The following is an 18,268-nucleotide window of genomic DNA, read 5'->3' on the forward strand; positions in this document are numbered from 1 at the left end:
TCCTTCGGATTTCACTAATTTTTACATAAATCGTTTCATATTTTCTCAAATTATCCCGATAGTTCTTCTAAAATCTGAATCAATTTCTGCTAAAAATTAATAGAAACTGAGGCAAGATTTTGAATCGAACTCAGGTTAATATTTTTAAACGCTTGTTCAGAGCTGTATTCTTGTCGGCAATGATGATAAAGATTTCAATTTTTCAGCGACATCATGCCCAAATGAAAGTTTATGAAATGCAAAGTTCCTAAGCAGGAGAGATTGATATAGATTGAAAACAGATTGATGCAGATTGGTACACTCTTTTCAATCTGCAATTTATTGAAAATTTGCTAGGCAAGAGACGACCGCATTTGTTCCAAAGCATGTAGCTGACTGTTAAAAAAGCGATTGCGCTCTTTGGCTCCGGTGTGGCTTATTAAGTTTGATTTTGTAATTAGTCCGCGAAAATATTTATCCAGCTCTATACAAAAACTCTGATTGTTTGTATTCAACAAATTAATCACGTTAAAAGTAAGATAGGAACTGTATCCTTTATCTGTGCGAACCAATATTGTATTGTCATTTAATACAACCTCGTTGTAGTACAGTCTGAAATTATTCTCCACTCCATTGGGTTCGCTGCCATAAAGGAACTTAAAACCTAACTCAGCCTCTTTCTGGATATGGTGAATCCACTTCTCCATTTTATCAAGCAGGTTTAGTAAGTCGTCCTTATTTTTGAAAAAACCGGAGACATAATAAAATTCAATTTGGCTGAGCATGATCGTGAAGGTATGATTGTTCCAGATTTCAATAGTCGGGATTTGAGAGGCTAAAGCCAGTGCTTTTCTACCATTCACATAAGCCGTATTTTCCATGTCATCGAAACAAAACATCTTTTCTTTGTACTCAGGAAACTGAAAAAGTGTTTTTTCCCAGAAAAAGACTTTAAATGCGGCTATTTCCGGCAACTGAAAATAATGAAAAACCGGAGGATCTTTTGCCGCGTATATAAGCTCTCGTTGTTTGGAATCGTGGATACGTTTGGTGTCCTCATACAATTTCGCCAGCCAGTCGCTTACCCTGAAATTCTGAGGTTGAATTACCGAACAGTTAAAATTTACACTCGATAAATCTTCTCCATTTAACTGGTCTAACGAAATATTGAAAAAGTCTTTCAGCACAAACAGCTCTTCAAGGGTAAGCTCCTTCTCCCCCCTTATTCTTCGATAAGCACTGTCCTGGCTAATGCCCAACAAACTGGAAACTTCAAAAACAAGTGAGATATTCGGGGATAATTTTTCTTTTACGAGTTGAAAAAACTCTTTCTGAATGGTACTAACCCGATGCATGGATTTATTTTAAAATTTTATCACTTGTTCCATCTTTTACGGCTTCTTTGAAATTTTGATTCACACCAAAATAGGTTTATCATAACTTATACTTATTCCATTTAATAATTTCGCTCAGTTAGTGAAACCAGTGTGTCAAAAAGGTTATCAATAGTATGCAACAGGATTGTTAATACCCTGGTGATAAAATGAAAGTTTCTTTTACTGTTTTTGATTGACTTAAGTTGTTATTTTCCTTAAATTGTAAATCTGACAGGGAGGGTAAAATGAAAATCTTAAAAAATAATGCAGGAGCAGTTGTTGGCGTGGTTACAATTCTAACATCGGTAGTTCTGTTTTTTCCAATAGCATTTGATAACCAACGGCTATATACAATTATTATCTATACATCAATATCGATATTACTATTGCTGTTGCTATTCCTTATCTGGGTAAATGTTTTTGCTACCAACAAACATAAGAATCACTTCCCCGATTGATTCAATTCATTAACCAAGATACTTTTTAAATTCGCGGTAATCTTTAACCACTTTAAAGTTTCGAGGCAATTTTGGTGCGTGTTCCTTTACCTGCCAACCGGTTATAAACACTTTTTGCTGTTGGTATAATTCTTTTAACTTTTCAAGGTAATTTTCCAGGTTTTCCTTTTGTATCGGGCTGATAAATGCTGTAAATATAAAATCCAATTCAACGTGAGACTGAATCTTTTCCAGGTCGGCAAATGGTACAAACTGTCCTAAATAAATAATGTTGTACCCCAACTTTAGAGCCAGGTACGAATAAAATAACAAACTCAGTTCGTGTAATTCTTCTTCAGGAAGATAAAACAGAATGGTCTTTTCTTTTGAGTTAGTAATGCCGTGTGCATCTATCGCAGCAATTATCTTCTGTCGGATAAAACTAGTAATGTAATGTTCCTGTGCCGGAAAAATAGAACCAACCTGCCAAAAAGTACCAATACGTTCGAACAAGGCGAAGAATATATTTTGCATAGCCTCTTCCAAACCAAACTTTTCAATAATCTCGTTTACCAGCTCAGTAAATCCAACATTATCAAAATTTACCATAAAAAGTAAAAGCCGATCGACATAACCTTCTTCCGATTTTTTTGTTTTGGCCACATCAAGCACGGTTTGTTTTATATCAGCTTCTTTCCAGGCAGCCACTTTCGATATTTTATAACCATTGCGCACCAATAACGAAACATTTAACATGCGTTTCAAATCGTCATCGGTGTAATACCTGATATTGGTATCGGTTCGCTCAGGCTTTAGCAAATCATATCGTTTCTCCCAAATTCGAATGGTGTGCGCCTTTATACCCGATAAGGTTTCCAAATCTTTTATTGAATATCCTTCTGTTTTCATTTCTCGTGAAATTAAGTTGTCATGCGTATCTAAACTATATTAAGAACATTGGCAACAGGTTTTTTGTTTAAGATTAAAACTACAAATAATAAACAAAAATATAATATGTTGCTGCAGAAATTAATTTTTGTAAGATTATAGACTGTTTGCTTTAGCATTTTAAATTTTATGTCAATTTTGTAAGAAAATGCATACCATGTTAAAACGAACTTTATTTCTCGCCCTGTTTTTTGTAGCAGGTTTGCTCACTGTCAATGCACAGAAATACACTATTGTTATCCACGGAGGTGCCGGCGTTATGTCGGAAGACAAAATGGATGAAGAGGCCCGCGCCAATTACAAAGCCAAGTTAAACGAAGCACTTGAGTTAGGCGAACAAATGCTAAAAGATGGTGCCGCAGCTACCGATGTTGTGGTGAAAGTGATTAACGTAATGGAAAACTCGCCACTATTTAATGCCGGCAAAGGAGCTGTATTTACGCACGACGGAATAAACGAACTGGATGCTTCCATTATGGAAGGCAAAACATTAAATGCCGGAGCCGTTGCAGGCGTGCAGGATATTAAAAACCCGATAAATGCGGCGCGCGAAGTTATGGACAACTCGGAACATGTAATGCTAAGCGGAAAGGGTGCTTCGGAATTTGCAAAAAAACAGGGACTTGAAATCGTTCCCAACAAGTATTTTTATACTGAGCACCGTTACCAGTCGCTGCAAAGTTTATTAAAACGCGAACGCGAGCGTACACAAAAAGACAATACGGGAACAGTTGGTTGCGTAGTTCTCGACACACATGGAAATTTATGCGCAGGTACATCAACAGGCGGAATGACCAACAAAAAGTATGGCCGAATTGGCGACGCACCAATTATTGGAGCCGGTACCTACGCCAACAATAAAACATGTGCTGTTTCATGCACCGGTCATGGCGAATACTATATTCGTTTGGGCTTTGCACGCGATATTTCGGCAATGATGGAATACCAAAACCTGAGTGTGACCGAGGCCTGTAAAAAAGAAATCGACAAATTAAGCGAACTTGAAGGCACCGGTGGTGTTATTGCTGTTGATGCCGATGGTAACATTGCCATGGAATTTAACACCAGCGGAATGTTTCGTGGATACATAAAATCAAGCGGCGAAAAAGAAATTGCTATTTTTAAGAACGAATAAAAAAACTGAGGTCCCAAAGTAAATAGACACAACGAAAAACCGGCATGAAGTTTCTTTATCCAACATTTTTGTTTGCACTACTGGCAGTTGCCATCCCAATATTGATACACTTGTTTAGCTTCAAGCGTTATAAAACCGTGTATTTTAGCAACGTCAGTTTTTTAAAGGACATCAAAAATGAATCGAAAAAGAAATCAAGGCTAAAACAATTACTACTTCTTGCCGCTCGAATTCTTACCATAATTTTCCTGGTTTTTGCGTTTGCCCAACCGTTTATTCCCTCCAACGACGATGCGCAAAAACAAAACAAACAGTTGGTGGCCGTTTACATCGACAATTCGTTTTCGATGAATGCCCTCTCGGAACAGGGCCAACTACTGGAAGTGGCGCGCAATAAAACCCTTGAAATTTGTATGGCCTACCCTCCCGGAACAAAATTCAGGTTATTTACCAACGACTTAAATCCGAAACATCAGCACATTTTTAATAAGGAACAGTTTATTCAGCAGGTTTCAGGTATTCAAGCCAGCCCAACCGTGGTGCCGTTGTCTATCATCTACAACCGCTTTGCCAGCGAATTGAACGATGACGAGGCCGACAAAAACCTGTATTTTATTTCCGATTTTCAACGCAGCATTACCGACATCGATAATTTTTCGGATAATGGGATATTCAGTTATTACCTGCCGCTGGTTCCCAACGAAGTGGCCAATCTTTACATTGATTCGTGCTGGGTGGAATATCCGGCTCATGGTTTGGGGCAGGAAGAAAATATGTTCGTACGCATTAAAAACAGTTCTAACCAGAATTACAAGAATTTGCCCTTAAAGCTGTTCCTGAATGACTCAATAAAATCGATTACCAATTTCTCGGTTGAAGCACAAAACGAAATAATTGCAAACCTGAAATACAACAACACGAGCAGTGGAGCGCAGTTGGGCAAAATAGAGATTACCGATTATCCGTTTACGCATGATAACAACTGGTACATCAGTTATTTTGTGGAGCCAAAACTAAAAGCACTGGCACTTTACACCGATGCGGCCGACTCGCAGGAAGGCCTGAATTATTTACGTGCCTTATTCAATAACGATGATTATGTGGTACTCGACGAGATGAACCGGCAAAACCTGCAAGCCAACCGATTGAGCGACTACAACACCATATTTTTAGTGAACATCGACAACTTCTCAAGTGGATTATTAAATGAGCTGGAATCTGTTGTAAGCGCAGGAACTTCGGTGGTTCTGTTCCCGAAATGGATAAGCGATATGAGTGCCGGAAACCGTTTACTGGCAACGTTCGGAGCTAATCGTATGGCTCGTGTCGATTCCACAAAACAGGATATTTCGGCTATTGATTACGAGAATAAGTTTTACGCCGATGTTTTTAAAAAACGGGAAGAAAATCCGGTTTTTCCACAGGTTGATGGGCACTTCCGTTTTGCACAAACCATGCAAACTGAAGAGCACACACTACTGGCTTTTCAAAATGGCGATAAAGCGCTTTCGCAACTCAATTACCAGGATGGTAAAGTGTGGATTTTTGCCTTCCCACTTTCGCAAAAAAACGAATCGTTTGCCCGCGATGTGTTGTTTGTACCAACACTCTACAACATTGTTTTGAATAGTTTACCCAAACAGGAAATGTCGTTTATTGTTGGTAAAAACAGTTTTATCAACCTGCCCAGAAATCTGACCGTTGATCTAAACTCATCCATAGAAATTGAGCATGCCGGAACCGATGAAAAATTTATTCCTATAAAAAATATAAACGGCAGAAATATACGTCTCGAGTTTGGCGAACAAATAACTACCGATGGTCATTACCTGATTGAAAACGATGATAATTCCATTGCGTCAATAGCCTTCAACTATAATCGTTTGGAATCGGATTTGCGCTATTTCCAGACCAATGAACTGAATACCCGTCTGCAAACCAATCAGCTAACAAATGCTACGGTTATTGAGGAAGTTGACCGCAATTTCTCTGAAATTTTCGACGACATTCAAAATGGCCGCCAACTCTGGAAGTGGTGTTTATTGCTGGCATTGTTCTTTATTGCGTGTGAGGTGCTCATTGCGCGTTTCTGGAAATAGAGAAAACACTCGTATCCGCTCAATTAGCTGATTTTTCTCACTGCTTTTTAACACCACTGCTCCCGTTGCTTTTTCAGCGCAAAAATCGTAATTCTGCATTAAAATAAGATCACAGTTTCTCGCAGATTACGCAAATCCGCGCAAATAATAATCCCAAGAGGAGTTTCAGCCTAATTCAGCGTTATCTGCGAGAAATAAAACGACGATTATAAAAAGCTACACTATGACTAAATTAAGTTCTGCAGACTACATCGCCAAAGAGGATAAATTTGGCGCTCACAATTACCACCCGCTACCAGTTGTTCTATCGAAAGGCGAAGGCGTTTTTGTATGGGATGTTGAGGGTAAAAAGTATTTCGATTTTCTGGCGGCGTATTCAGCTGTAAACCAGGGGCACTGTCACCCAAAAATTATTGATGCGCTTACCGAACAGGCAAAAACGCTGGCATTAACGTCGAGGGCATTTTACAACGACGTGTTGGGCGATTGGGAAGAGTATATGACCAAACTGTTTGGTTACGATAAAATGTTGCCGATGAACTCGGGGGCCGAAGCGGATGAAACAGCTTTAAAACTGATTCGCAAATGGGCCTATAAAGTAAAAGGCATTCCAACAAACGAAGCCAAAATTGTGGTTTGCGACGGTAATTTCCACGGGCGTACCATCACCATCATTTCCATGTCCAGCGATCCGGATTCCTACAGCGATTATGGGCCGTACACACCCGGTTTTGTAAATATACCTTACAACGATCTTGAACGACTGGAAGAAGAGTTGCAGGATCCGAACGTGGCAGGTTTTCTTGTGGAGCCTATTCAGGCAGAAGCAGGCGTTTATGTTCCGGAAGACGGCTACCTGAAAAAAGCCAGTGAGTTGTGTAAAAAATACAATGTGCTGTTTGTAGCCGACGAAGTGCAAACCGGTTTGGCCCGCACAGGAAAAATGCTGGCTTGCGATCATGAAGATGTTCGCCCCGATATTTTGGTGCTGGGGAAAGCGTTGTCGGGCGGAATTTACCCGGTTTCGTGCGTTATGGCCGACGATGAAATTATGCTGACCATAAAACCCGGTGAGCACGGTAGTACTTACGGTGGTAACCCGATTGCAGGAAAAGTTGCCATGGCGGCACTCGATGTTATTCAGGACGAAAAACTGGTTGAAAATGCGGAGCGACTGGGTAAAATCTTCCGCGAAGAAATGCGGTCGATTAATTCGCCATTAGTTGAAGTGGTGCGCGGAAAAGGACTGCTGAACGCTGTTGCCATAAAACCAACCAATGGAAAAACAGCGTGGGACGTTTGTCTGGCACTAAAAGAAAACGGACTGATTGCCAAACCAACACACGAGCATATCATTCGTTTTACACCTCCTTTGGTTATTACTGAAGAACAATTGATGGAAGCGATTGAAATTATTAAAACTACGTTGAAAGAATTTAAAGTTTAATCCAAAAAATAGTGATACTATCACTTGAAGTGATAGTATCACTATACTTCCTTTCAACTAATTACAACCTGATAGCAAACTTTTTTAAGCGCTCATCAATCATTTCATCCGGAATGATAGCTTTGAATGCCTCTCCTACTTCGTTTAAAATCCGCTCTTTCACAAAATTCTTGTGAATAACAATCGACACCTCGCGAATCGCTGGTGGATCTTTAATTTCGCGCACATTTTTGCGTTGCTCATCACTTAACAAAGGCAAATGCAATTCGGGAATTAAAGTATAACCACCGTTTAAATCAACAATTCGTACCAGGGTATCGATACTTCCGGCTTCAAAAATATGATTGTATGGCAGTTTAGTGGCGCAGAAATTAAAAACCTGGTCGCGCAAACAGTGGCCTTCTTCCAGCACCCACAATTTTTCCTGCGGCATATTTGCAGGGTTTAGCGGCACATCTTTCAGTGGATGATCAGCATCGAAATAGGCATAAAAACGTTCGTAAAATAAAGGTATCTCCAAAAAGTCGGGCTCATCAAGCGGTGTTGCAGCGATAAACATATCTATCCGGTCTTTTTTAAGCGTTTCAACCAACGTTGCCGTGTTCATCTCCGAAATGGTAAGTTGCACTGTTGGGCAGCTTTCGCCAAACGATTTAATAAAACGAGGCACCAGGTAGTTGGCCAAAGTTGGAATAACACCAACATGTAACGCCCCGCTTAACGAATCGGTTTCATTCGATACCAGTTCCCCGATTTTTCGAATCTCTTTTAGCGACCGTTCTGCCTGTTCAATAATCTTTCTACCCAGCGCAGTTGGTTCTATCGGATGTTTCGACCGATCAAAAATATCAACTCCCAGCTCGGTTTCCAGCTTTTGTATCATCGTACTTAATGTGGGTTGTGTAACCCCGCATTGCTTCGATGCAGTAACAAAGTGCCTGTATTTATTTACCGCCAGTATATATTCCAATTGTTGCAACGTCATGATATTGATTTTATCTATACAAATATACATTTTATCTGTTTGATTAATATCACAGGGCGCATTATGTTTGCAACAGAAATTTAAGAGAAACACAAGTAAGTTAAATATTTAAAGAAAAAAACTATGTCACAAATTGGAAAACAAGTAGTAGATTTTGAAGTACAAGCTTTTACAAACAACGCTTTCAAAACAGTAAAAAAAGAAGATGTATTAGGTAAATGGTCGATCTTTTTCTTCTACCCTGCCGATTTCACATTCGTGTGTCCTACCGAGTTGGAAGACCTGGCAAACAAGTACGAAGAATTTAAAGCAACCGGTGCCGAGATTTATTCGGTTTCAACTGATACGCATTTCGTTCACAAAGCATGGCACGACACTTCAGAAACAATTAAAAAAATCAAATACCCGATGTTGGCCGATCCAACAGGAGTTTTGTCACGCGGATTTGATGTAATGATTGAAGAAGCCGGTTTGGCTGAGCGTGGAACTTTTATTGTAAATCCACAAGGCGAAATTGTTGCTTATGAAGTGGTAGCAGGAAACGTAGGTAGAAATGCAGATGAGCTGCTTCGCCGTTTGAAAGCATTGCAATTTGTTGCTGAAAACCCATCGGAAGTTTGTCCGGCAAAATGGGAAGAAGGACAGAAAACATTAGAGCCAAGCATCGATCTTGTTGGTGTGATTTAATAAACGTCTCAAAAATAAATCTTAAAAAATCAGGAGCAGCGTTTTCGACTGCTCCTGTAAAAACCAAAGTCATGTTACAACAAGCCATAAAATATAAATTACAAGAGGTTTTCAGCCCCCTTAAAAACAATTACACCTTTCAGGTTGCAGTTGCAAATTCTCATTCTGACAAAGCCCAGCTAATTGGCTTGTTGGATGACGTTGCATCTACCTCGGAAAAATTTGATGTTACTATTGAAGAAGGAAAAGAGCTGGAATTTACCATCTTAAAAAACAACACCCCCACAAACATCATTTTTCGCGCAATACCCAACGGGCATGAATTCCCGTCGTTGCTAACCGCAATTTTAAACCTCGACGGCATTGGTAAAAACCTGCCCGACGAAGCGGTTGCCAACCAGATAAAAGGGCTAAAAGGCGAGATTGTACTAAAAAGCTACATTTCGCTAAGCTGTACCAATTGCCCTGAGGTGGTTCAGGCATTGAATGTATTAACCTTATTAAACCCAAACATCCGGCACGAAATTATCGACGGACAAATTAACAAAGAAGAAGTTGAAGCGCTGGGAATACAGGCTGTTCCAACGGTTTATGCCAATGGCGAACAATTACATGTTGGCCGCTCATCAATCGGTGAGTTGCTGGCAAAACTGGCAGAAAAAGTAGGATCGGAACCTGTTACAAGAGCACCCGTTGAGAAAGAATATGATGTAGTAGTTGTTGGCGGTGGACCTGCCGGCGTATCAGCTGCGGTTTATTCAGCACGAAAAGGATTTTCAGTTGCCCTGGTTGCCGAAAAAGTTGGCGGTCAGCTTAACGAAACGGTTTCGATTGAAAACATGATTTCAATACCTCAAACCACCGGGACAAAACTTTCGGCTGATTTGATTAGTCACCTGAATGATTATCCTATTGATGTTCTTGAAAACCGCCGCGTTGAAAACGTAGCATTAAAAGATGGTGTTAAAGAAGTGCAGACTTCATTAAACGAAACATTTAAAACCCCGGCACTGATCATTGCCACCGGTGCAAGCTGGAAACGTTTGGGGGTTCCCGGCGAAAACGAATACATCGGATCAGGAGTAGCATTTTGCACACACTGCGACGGACCATTCTACAAAGGCAAAAAAGTAGTTGTAGTGGGTGGAGGAAACTCCGGGTTGGAAGCAGCCATCGATTTATCATCAATCGCATCGGAAGTTACCGTGCTTGAGTTTACAGAGGAGCTAAAAGGCGACCAGGTTTTGCAAGACAAACTAAAAACATTACCAAATGTTACGATTCACACCAATGTACAAACCACAGCCATTAAAGGCGATGGCAACAAAGTAGTTGCGTTGGAATACAAAAACAAAGAAACAGAAAAAACAGAAACAATTACTACTGATGGTGTGTTTGTTCAAATCGGACTACAAGCCAACAGTAAAGTATTCTCCGAAGTGGTTGATACCAACCGAATGGGAGAAATTGAGATTGACGCACATTGCCGCACAAAACAAGCGGGCGTTTATGCCGCCGGAGACGTTTCGGTAGTTCCTTACAAACAAATTGTAATTGCAATGGGCGAAGGATCGAAAGCTGCCCTCTCAGCCTTTGAGGACAAGATTAAAAATAAGCTGGTTCAGAATTAACAACTGATAATTAACAGTGATACATTTTCGTTTTTAAATCATCCCGGCATTCTGTCGGGATTTTTTTCGTTTGGATTCCCCGACGCTTCCGGTCGGGATTTCGCTTCGCTCAACTGGATACCCGATACTGGATGCTGGATACTCGTTACTCGCAGCTAGTGGCTCGCAGGTAGCATCTATTTCAACGGTGAATCGGGTTCGTTTTTGAAAACAGCATAAAGAATCTGATCGACCAACCAGGCCCAGAGTTTAGCCACCAGAACAATCACCTTTCCATCCCAGAAAGAAACGATCATTTTACGTCGGCGGTTTTTAATGGCACGATACATAATAGATGCACAACGTTCGGCCGACATCATTTTATTTTCGTTGCGTGGTGTTTTTCCCTGCTGACTTCCATCGGCAACCAGCGCGGTTTCGCGAATTTCAGAAGCTGTAAAACCTGGAGCTACTACTAAAACATGCAATCCGGCACGCAAATATTCAACCCGAAGTGTATCTAAAAATCCACGTACTGCAAATTTTGATGATGAATAGCCGGTACGTCCGGGCAAACCAATGTATCCTCCTGTTGAAATCACGCCAACAACAGAACCTTTTTGTTCCAACAAATACGGCAAAGCATATTTGGTGCAATAAACGGTGCCCCAGTAGTTCACGTCCATTACTTTTCGTAATACTTCGGTTTCAACGTCTTCGAGTAAGGCCCGCATCGAAATTCCTGCATTATTAATAAGAATATTGATTTTTCCGAAGCGCTCGATTGCTTTATCGATCAAATGCTTGCAATCCTCTTCATTCGAGACATCGGTTTTTACCGGCAAAACTTCAACATTGGAAAGTTTTTGTTTCAACGCCTCTAAACGCTCAATTCTGCGCGCAGCCAATACCAGGTTGAAACCCTTTGCTGCATATTTTTCGGCTAGTGCTTTTCCTATTCCTGACGAAGCTCCGGTAATTACAACTACTTTGTCTGTCATTTACTAATTCAATTGATAATGCTGTCTGGTTACCCAGTTAATTTGCGTCGGCAAAATACGCATTTTTCTGTGTTTATTCTGAGGATTACCTAATATTATACAACAAAACCCCACAGAATATTCAAAAGCTATTCTGATAATAAAGTTACACCATCCGGTTTAAACCAATTGGCGGTAAATGTTATTTGAATAATTTCTTAAGACCGTCGCCCAATTTATTCAACGAGTTTTTCAAATCGTCTTTTGTGGCATCGGTAACTGCTTTTTGAGTGGCACTTAAATCAAGATTTACTTTTGCATCGCCAACCGGACCTTTCAGAACAACTCCGGCCGGTAGCATGGTAATCTTTTCATTTCCCGGTAACACAGCCAGTATTTTCTGAATATCGGGGCCAAACATTTCCCGCTCGACATTAAAATCCAGTCGCATATCGAGTAAACTTTCCGCATTTAAACTTCCGCGAATGGTTGTTTCCTGCCCAATCACTTTAGTGGTAAACGGACGCAACAACAGGCTTCCGTCTTCAACGGTTAAATTTGCTGTAAAATCGCCGATAGTTACATTCCTAAGTTTTTCCTTTTTCAGAATCCCGCTCAGTTGGTTAAACAATGGCGAATCATTAATTTCAACATTATTGGTGCTGAATGATCCTTTTCCATTGGTTGTGGCAGCAATCAGCTTAAGCTGCGGGCTCAAGCGGCCTTTCATTCCCAAACTTGTGCTGAGTTTCCCGGTACTGTTTCCAGCGCCCGGAATCAGTTTCCGGAACCCTGCTACCGTATGGTACATAGTAGGAATATCAAAGCCGGCAATATCAAAACCAAAGTCAAACAAAGGCTGGTTTTGAGCGGTATTTTCGTACGATCCGTTCATGGTCATTTTTCCATCCAGCATATTCATGTCCAGTCCGTCGAGGATCAGTTTTTTATCCACTGCCCGAACTTCGCCTTTTATGTCTGTAATCGGAATGCGGTTGAAAACGGCACGGTTTATTGATGAACGGAAGGTGATATCGATATTTTCAGGTACATCAAAAGCCAGTGTTTCCAGTTCTGTTTCCGCATTTTGCTCAGCCTCTTCTTCCACTACCTGTAAACGAAGCAATTCGTTTAAGTTTACGTAGTTCGAATTCAGCTGCAGATTCCCTTTCAGCACACCGTCTTTCATCACATAATTCAGGTAATTACTCACTTTTCCCGACAAACGAAAATCGCTTTCACCAACTTTAAGTGTAAAGTTTCCGAGGGTTATGTTTTGTGGCGAAAAATCCAATCTCCCGGATGGAATTACTACCTGTTGCGTGAGGTCAGGCGAATCGTAAACAAAGTTGTTTAACAGCACTACACCATCCGATTTTATTTTGTCGTAAGCCTCTGCTTCAACATCGGAATAACGACCGTTGGCAAACAGATTGGCATCAATAATTCCTGAAATATTTACGCTGTCCATTGGCAGCGCATCTTTTAAATGATCGAGATTTATTTTGCCAACAAATGCGCCATCAAATAAAGGATCGCTTACCGGATTCGAGATTTTCAATGTCAGATCAACCGGGTTATTACGAATCTCGGCGTGTGCTTTGTTGATGTTTATTTTCAGCAGATCAAGATCGCCCTGAGGTTTCCAGATCAGCATTTCGGCTCTGATATTTTTGATTTCCTCCGGCATTTCGGCATACTTAAAGTTGCCATTGTCGACTTTAACCTGCAAGTCTATTTTCGGATAATCCTCATCAATGTAATAGCCCGAAACGCCCCCTGAAATCGTTGCCGATCCGGTGGTTGTAATGTCTTTTAAATATTCCTCGTAATCTTTGGGAACCAGCGCTAAAAAGTTCTCGAAATCCGAGGCTTTTGTTTTTAGCTGAAGATTCAGAAAGGTAGTGTCGTTGGGCACGCTAACATCGCCACTCAATTCAAGTGGCAAACGGTTGATCAGCAACTCGCTTTCGGCAATCGTAAACAGCATCGATTCAAAATCAACGTCAAGCAAGGTTTTCAAATCCAGCGAAGTATTCGACACATAGTTAATCCCTTCCATTGAATAGGTAAGATTGCTAACCACTCCCCCAATATTCAGTTGTGTAGTATTGCCAAACATTTCGCCCGAAATATCCAGGTTGATGTCTTCCAGATCGGCACGCATTTTTGCCAACTTATCGTTATAAATCAGTCGTGCATCATTCACCTCAATATTTTCGAGCGCCAACTGAAACTCTTCAGCATCAGCCCCGGTTGTACTTTCTTTTTCAGCCGAAGCCGGAGCAACATCCCAGTTTACATTTCCTGATTCTGCAACAACCAAATTCAGCGAGGGTTTTTCAAGAATCATTTCCTCAATACTGCGATCGGAACTAAAAAGCGATGACAAATTCATTGTTGCAGCAAAACGCGGGATATTCAGTAAAGTATCCTGCGCAAACTCACCTTTCCCTTTGATCAGTACATCCTGCAGATCAACAGTTACTTTTGGGAAATTTTTAAACAACGACAGTTTCAGATCGGCAAATTCAACCTCGGCATTTAATTGTTTATTGAGGGTGTTTTTTGCTGTATTCAGAATATTCTGTTTGAAAAACACCGGAATTGCCAAAACGGCTCCAAAAAGCACTACAATTGCGATGAGTATAATTACAATAATTCGTTTCATCTGTATAAATTTCAATTTTCTGATAATTTAAAAATTCAAATTTGACAGATGGAACCGCTCCATCCGTCGCTCTCACATAAAATTTATTCATTCTTGTTTTTGTAATTTTTGAATGAAAAATTTCATGTTCGTTTCATATTTTTCTGTTTTCTGATTCAAAAATACATCATTAGAACGTTTAAGAACGTTAGAAGTTGTTAAAAAGTTGGAAGATTGAAGACGACAGACCGAAGCTGAAAATTATAGCTCGCCAAGTACCATTCGTCGCAGCAATTGCAGCGCCGTCTGGCCGGAGCGTACAATATTTCGGTCGCGCTGATCGCCAACAAAGGTGTATTTTTTCACCAATGTTTTCTCCGGTCCCGAAACAGCGATCCAAACCGTTCCAACCGGTTTTTCTTCTGTACCTCCTGTTGGTCCGGCTATTCCGGTGGTTGCCACAGCATAATCGGCCTTCATTACACGTTTTACGCCTTCCACCATTTCGCGTGCCACCTGCTCGCTAACAGCGCCGTATTTTTCCAGATTTTCGCGGCTAACGCCAAGCAACTGCTCTTTCATTTCGTTTGAATACGATGTAATGGAGCCGTTGTAATATTCCGAACTTCCGGCAACGGATGTGATCAGGTGCGAAATATAACCGCCCGTGCAACTTTCGGCAACAGCCAGTTTTTTGTTTTGCTGCACCAATTCACGACCAATTACCTCCGCCATCGTTTCTAGATCGTAGCCGTAAATGGCCTCCGGAATTATGTTTTTAAGCTTTTCTATTTCGCTCTCCACATCGCTTTTTAAAGACTCCACATTGTAGCCAATTGCGGAAAGCCGCAGCCTTACGGCCATCGGATTGGGTAAATAAGCCAGTTTAATGTGCGTAGGCAAAGCATCTTCCCAATCGGCAATTCGTTCGGCCAGCATCGATTCAGGAACACCCTGTGTCAGCACCGTTTTATGAAAAATTGCTTTAGTTCGTCCGGTTTCGCGTAAACGAGGTAACAATTCAAATTCTACCAGGTATTGCATTTCAAAAGGTACACCCGGCATCGACACAAAAATGGTATCGTTTTTCTCGAACCACATGCCCGGCGCTGTTCCCATTTTATTGGGTAGAATCGTACACGATTCGGGCAACATTGCCTGGTCGCGATTCATCTTGTTCATATCAATTCCTCGGAATTTGAATCGCTCGTAAATGGTTTTTAAAGTGGGTTCGTGAAAAACCAGTTTGGTGTTGAAATACTCGCAAAGTGTGTGTTTGGTAATATCGTCTTTGGTGGGGCCAAGTCCGCCGGTAATTACCACCAGGTCGGCATGTTCTTCTGCATTTTTTATGGCTCGCATAATATGATAGTGATCATCGTGAACCGAAGTGATCTGGTAAATTTCAATACCGTTCAGGTTAAACTGCTCGCCCATCCAGGCCGAGTTGGTATCAACAATCTGCCCGATCAGTATTTCATCGCCTATTGTAATAATTTCTGCTTTCATTCCTTTAATTTAATTGCACTTGTTTTAGGATTAGCAAATTTAACATTATAAAAGGCAAAAGGACAAAGTAGAAAGGCAAAAGTTAGAACAGCTGTCATCTCGACGAGGCACGAGGAGAGATCTTTAACAGGGGAGATAACTACGAGCTCTAGCTATTAGTAGGAGAGCAAAAGTGAAAAGTTGGCAGTAGGCAAATAAACAATTGGCAAATCTCAGTGCTCAGTGCTCAGTGCTCAGTGCTCACAGTCTTCATATTCAGTCTGCCAATCCTTCATCCCCTAGATAGGCCAAAGGCAATAGCCAAAAGAGCCACTAGCTGCGAGTTCTCATTTAAGCATTATCGCATTAAAGTATTCAGGATTGATTTAGAGGTTCACAACCTTTTCCGCCACTTTCTGAAAATGCATAATGTCAACCATTGTTCCGGCTATACCGATTTCAACTTTTTCCAGCAATTGAAAATGGTTTAGACATGTTTTGCAAGCCACCAGTTTTACGCCTTTTTCGGCGAGCTGCTTCAAAGGCTCAAGTGCTTCAGAACCGGAGCAGATAAGTTTCACCCCTTCATTGTAAAAGGTAATCACTTTGGGAACTTCTTCTTCTTCGCAAAGTAATGTCAGGTAGTTTTTTACCAGTAGTTGCCCCAGTTCTTCTTTGCCTGATCCCATTCCGTTATGTGTGATTTGAATGAGTGTATTTTTGAAAGAATTCATTTGTGTTTTGTTTTGTTAGCACAAAAGTAAGTGAAAATTTATTTGGATGAAGTAAATCCAATTAGTTGCAATCTGCGGCAAAAACTGCGACCGGGACTTTTCTTGTTTGTGAAACGTTTTGGTAAAGCAATGTTGTTGAATTGCGACTCGTAGCCTGAATCACTGAACTGCAAATTTGCAACAGATCTCTCACTGCGTTCGAGATGACGGCACCAGTGAAATTCAACTGAAAACTGCGACTTTCTTCTATTTCTCAACCGACTTTAAAAAGGCCAGACGCTGCAACAACGTTGGGTGCGAGTAATGAAAGAATTCAAAGGTTTTATGCGGGGTTAAATTACTCAGGTTATTGATCGACAGTTTTTTTAACGCCGATGCCAGTGCTTCCGGTTTGTAGTTTTCGGCAGCAAAACGGTCGGCCTGGTATTCGTTTTTCCGCGAAAGGATATTCATAAAAATGCCGGTAAAAAACGAGATGGGCGTATACAACACACCAAAAGCCACCATACCAATATGAAAATTGGGTTCTTCAACACCCAGTGCAGCACTTAAAACCGGGCTGTCGATAAGCAAACCAAAAACAAACAAAACAATGGCTGTTTGCACCAAACCAATTAAAAGTCCCTGCACTACGTGTTTCTTTTTGTTATGGCCAATTTCGTGTGCTAAAACCGCTACCAGTTCTTCGGTATTCAGATCGTTTATCAAAGTATCGTAAAGAACAATGCGTTTTTTGGCTCCTAATCCGGTAAAATACGCGTTGGCTTTTGTCGATCGTTTCGATCCGTCGATCACAAAAATGTTATCCAGCTTAAAGCCTACTTTATGTGCAAAAGCGCTAATCGCATCACGTAATTCGCCTTCTTCAAGCGGCGTTTGCTTGTTAAACAGCGGCACAATCAGGTTCGAATAAAACATGGCCATAAATATGGAAAAGGCCGAAACTACAAGCCACGCATAAATCCAGAACATCTCTCCTGTTAACTGATAAATAAAAATAACAAGTGCGAGCAATCCGCCACCAATAAGTGCACTTACCAGCCAGCCTTTAATTTTATCAAAAACAAATATTCTGGGTGTGGTTTTATTAAAACCGTATTTCTCCTCAATTTTAAAGGTGTCGTAAATTTCGAAAGGGATGTTTATAATATCGGAAGCGAACATGATTATTCCGAAAAATATGAGCGCTGCCAAAATTGCATTTCCGGTAAAACTCCATGCCCAGCCATCAACCAGTGCAAAACCATAAAACAAAAACATAGCTACAGTAAGTACCATACTAAAGCTGCTGGTTAAAATCCCGAAACGATGATTTTCGCGCTGGTAAGCCTGCTGTTTTTTGTATTTTTCTTCGTCGTAAATTCCCTTTACTTCCTCGGGAATAGTGTCGCTCATGGTTGTGGTATTCAGGTACGACAGGTATTTCTCGAAGATAAAATCAACAACAAGAATTCCGATAATAATCCAGAAAAGTATTTCGTGCATAGCTGCTTTGTTTCAATTTTGAGGCACAAATATAACAGAAGATTTAAGAGTTTCCGAAACAGGCTCTTCCCTACATAATTCTCTAAAACAGCCCCTCCTGTACCCTTTTTGCTAATCCTGTTAACTTTTTAGGCGTCCTGTTACACTTTTAAGGCTTCCTGTCGTTTTTTTGAAGCCCCTGTTACATTTTTACCCGTCCTGTTACCTTTTTTGCTCGTCCTGTACTCT

14 protein-coding genes are annotated in these 18,268 nt (G+C 40.7%); 6 read left to right on the forward strand and 8 right to left on the reverse strand.

Annotated elements, in window-relative coordinates; genetic code table 11:
* Window positions 1-332 precede the first annotated feature (332 nt).
* Window positions 333-1,334, reverse strand: coding sequence for a hypothetical protein (locus ABZB17_RS02380; RefSeq protein WP_372647918.1), 1,002 nt, complete (start codon window positions 1,332-1,334; stop codon window positions 333-335).
* Between the two features lie 266 nt (window positions 1,335-1,600).
* Between ABZB17_RS02380 and ABZB17_RS02385 the strand changes: the two genes are divergently transcribed.
* Entirely contained in the window at window positions 1,601-1,813 is a 213-nt protein-coding gene (locus tag ABZB17_RS02385; RefSeq protein WP_372647920.1) for a hypothetical protein, read from the forward strand.
* A gap of 9 nt (window positions 1,814-1,822) precedes the next feature.
* Here the strand turns inward: ABZB17_RS02385 and ABZB17_RS02390 are convergent, their stop codons facing one another.
* The gene (locus ABZB17_RS02390; protein WP_372647921.1) at window positions 1,823-2,701 is read right to left on the reverse strand and encodes a MerR family transcriptional regulator; all 879 of its coding nucleotides are present in this window, start codon (window positions 2,699-2,701) and stop codon (window positions 1,823-1,825) included.
* Window positions 2,702-2,897: 196 nt separating this feature from the next.
* Here ABZB17_RS02390 and ABZB17_RS02395 point away from each other — a divergent pair, with 196 nt between their 5' ends.
* The 3 genes from ABZB17_RS02395 (at window position 2,898) to rocD (ending at window position 7,421) form a co-directional block, all read left to right on the forward strand.
* On the forward strand, window positions 2,898-3,875 hold the full coding sequence (locus tag ABZB17_RS02395) for an isoaspartyl peptidase/L-asparaginase family protein (protein WP_372647922.1): 978 nt from the start codon (window positions 2,898-2,900) through the stop codon (window positions 3,873-3,875).
* A gap of 44 nt (window positions 3,876-3,919) precedes the next feature.
* Complete coding sequence (locus ABZB17_RS02400; protein WP_372647923.1) at window positions 3,920-5,974, forward strand: BatA domain-containing protein; 2,055 nt, start codon at window positions 3,920-3,922, stop codon at window positions 5,972-5,974.
* A gap of 223 nt (window positions 5,975-6,197) precedes the next feature.
* The gene (gene rocD, locus ABZB17_RS02405; RefSeq protein WP_372647924.1) at window positions 6,198-7,421 is read left to right on the forward strand and encodes an ornithine--oxo-acid transaminase; all 1,224 of its coding nucleotides are present in this window, start codon (window positions 6,198-6,200) and stop codon (window positions 7,419-7,421) included.
* 61 nt (window positions 7,422-7,482) lie between these two features.
* On the opposite strand, the gene ABZB17_RS02410 is transcribed toward rocD, so the two are convergent.
* Entirely contained in the window at window positions 7,483-8,406 is a 924-nt protein-coding gene (locus ABZB17_RS02410) for a LysR substrate-binding domain-containing protein (RefSeq protein ID WP_372647925.1), read from the reverse strand.
* A gap of 123 nt (window positions 8,407-8,529) precedes the next feature.
* Here ABZB17_RS02410 and ahpC point away from each other — a divergent pair, with 123 nt between their 5' ends.
* A complete protein-coding gene (gene ahpC / locus ABZB17_RS02415; RefSeq protein WP_372647926.1) occupies window positions 8,530-9,093 on the forward strand; it encodes an alkyl hydroperoxide reductase subunit C in 564 nt (187 codons plus the stop codon).
* A gap of 71 nt (window positions 9,094-9,164) precedes the next feature.
* On the forward strand, window positions 9,165-10,724 hold the full coding sequence (ahpF, locus tag ABZB17_RS02420) for an alkyl hydroperoxide reductase subunit F (RefSeq protein ID WP_372647927.1): 1,560 nt from the start codon (window positions 9,165-9,167) through the stop codon (window positions 10,722-10,724).
* 176 nt (window positions 10,725-10,900) lie between these two features.
* Here the strand turns inward: ahpF and ABZB17_RS02425 are convergent, their stop codons facing one another.
* The 5 genes from ABZB17_RS02425 to ABZB17_RS02445 form a co-directional block, all read right to left on the reverse strand.
* Window positions 10,901-11,704: an SDR family oxidoreductase gene (locus ABZB17_RS02425; protein WP_372647928.1), complete on the reverse strand. Its 804-nt coding sequence runs from the start codon at window positions 11,702-11,704 to the stop codon at window positions 10,901-10,903.
* Between the two features lie 181 nt (window positions 11,705-11,885).
* A complete protein-coding gene (locus ABZB17_RS02430) occupies window positions 11,886-14,354 on the reverse strand; it encodes an AsmA family protein (protein ID WP_372647929.1) in 2,469 nt (822 codons plus the stop codon).
* 240 nt (window positions 14,355-14,594) lie between these two features.
* Window positions 14,595-15,842 (reverse strand): competence/damage-inducible protein A, encoded by a 1,248-nt coding sequence (locus tag ABZB17_RS02435; RefSeq protein WP_372647930.1) that lies wholly within the window; start codon window positions 15,840-15,842, stop codon window positions 14,595-14,597.
* A gap of 365 nt (window positions 15,843-16,207) precedes the next feature.
* The gene (locus ABZB17_RS02440; RefSeq protein WP_372647931.1) at window positions 16,208-16,555 is read right to left on the reverse strand and encodes a DsrE family protein; all 348 of its coding nucleotides are present in this window, start codon (window positions 16,553-16,555) and stop codon (window positions 16,208-16,210) included.
* Window positions 16,556-16,801: 246 nt separating this feature from the next.
* Window positions 16,802-18,040: a M48 family metallopeptidase gene (locus ABZB17_RS02445; protein WP_372647932.1), complete on the reverse strand. Its 1,239-nt coding sequence runs from the start codon at window positions 18,038-18,040 to the stop codon at window positions 16,802-16,804.
* Between the last annotated feature and the right edge of the window lie 228 nt (window positions 18,041-18,268).

This window comes from Draconibacterium sp., assembly GCF_041583095.1.
Lineage (GTDB): Bacteria > Bacteroidota > Bacteroidia > Bacteroidales > Prolixibacteraceae > Draconibacterium.

Bases quoted from the DNA above. Each gene is read 5' to 3' on its own strand.
- ABZB17_RS02435 (WP_372647930.1), bottom strand. From the start codon at position 15,842: ATGAAAGCAGAAATTATTACAATAGGCGATGAAATACTGATCGGGCAG.
- ABZB17_RS02380 (WP_372647918.1), bottom strand. From the start codon at position 1,334: ATGCATCGGGTTAGTACCATTCAGAAAGAGTTTTTTCAACTCGTAAAA.
- ahpC (WP_372647926.1), top strand. From the start codon at position 8,530: ATGTCACAAATTGGAAAACAAGTAGTAGATTTTGAAGTACAAGCTTTT.
- rocD (WP_372647924.1), top strand. From the start codon at position 6,198: ATGACTAAATTAAGTTCTGCAGACTACATCGCCAAAGAGGATAAATTT.
- ABZB17_RS02445 (WP_372647932.1), bottom strand. From the start codon at position 18,040: ATGCACGAAATACTTTTCTGGATTATTATCGGAATTCTTGTTGTTGAT.
- ABZB17_RS02400 (WP_372647923.1), top strand. From the start codon at position 3,920: ATGAAGTTTCTTTATCCAACATTTTTGTTTGCACTACTGGCAGTTGCC.
- ABZB17_RS02410 (WP_372647925.1), bottom strand. From the start codon at position 8,406: ATGACGTTGCAACAATTGGAATATATACTGGCGGTAAATAAATACAGG.
- ABZB17_RS02385 (WP_372647920.1), top strand. From the start codon at position 1,601: ATGAAAATCTTAAAAAATAATGCAGGAGCAGTTGTTGGCGTGGTTACA.
- ahpF (WP_372647927.1), top strand. From the start codon at position 9,165: ATGTTACAACAAGCCATAAAATATAAATTACAAGAGGTTTTCAGCCCC.
- ABZB17_RS02395 (WP_372647922.1), top strand. From the start codon at position 2,898: ATGTTAAAACGAACTTTATTTCTCGCCCTGTTTTTTGTAGCAGGTTTG.
- ABZB17_RS02440 (WP_372647931.1), bottom strand. From the start codon at position 16,555: ATGAATTCTTTCAAAAATACACTCATTCAAATCACACATAACGGAATG.
- ABZB17_RS02430 (WP_372647929.1), bottom strand. From the start codon at position 14,354: ATGAAACGAATTATTGTAATTATACTCATCGCAATTGTAGTGCTTTTT.
- ABZB17_RS02425 (WP_372647928.1), bottom strand. From the start codon at position 11,704: ATGACAGACAAAGTAGTTGTAATTACCGGAGCTTCGTCAGGAATAGGA.
- ABZB17_RS02390 (WP_372647921.1), bottom strand. From the start codon at position 2,701: ATGAAAACAGAAGGATATTCAATAAAAGATTTGGAAACCTTATCGGGT.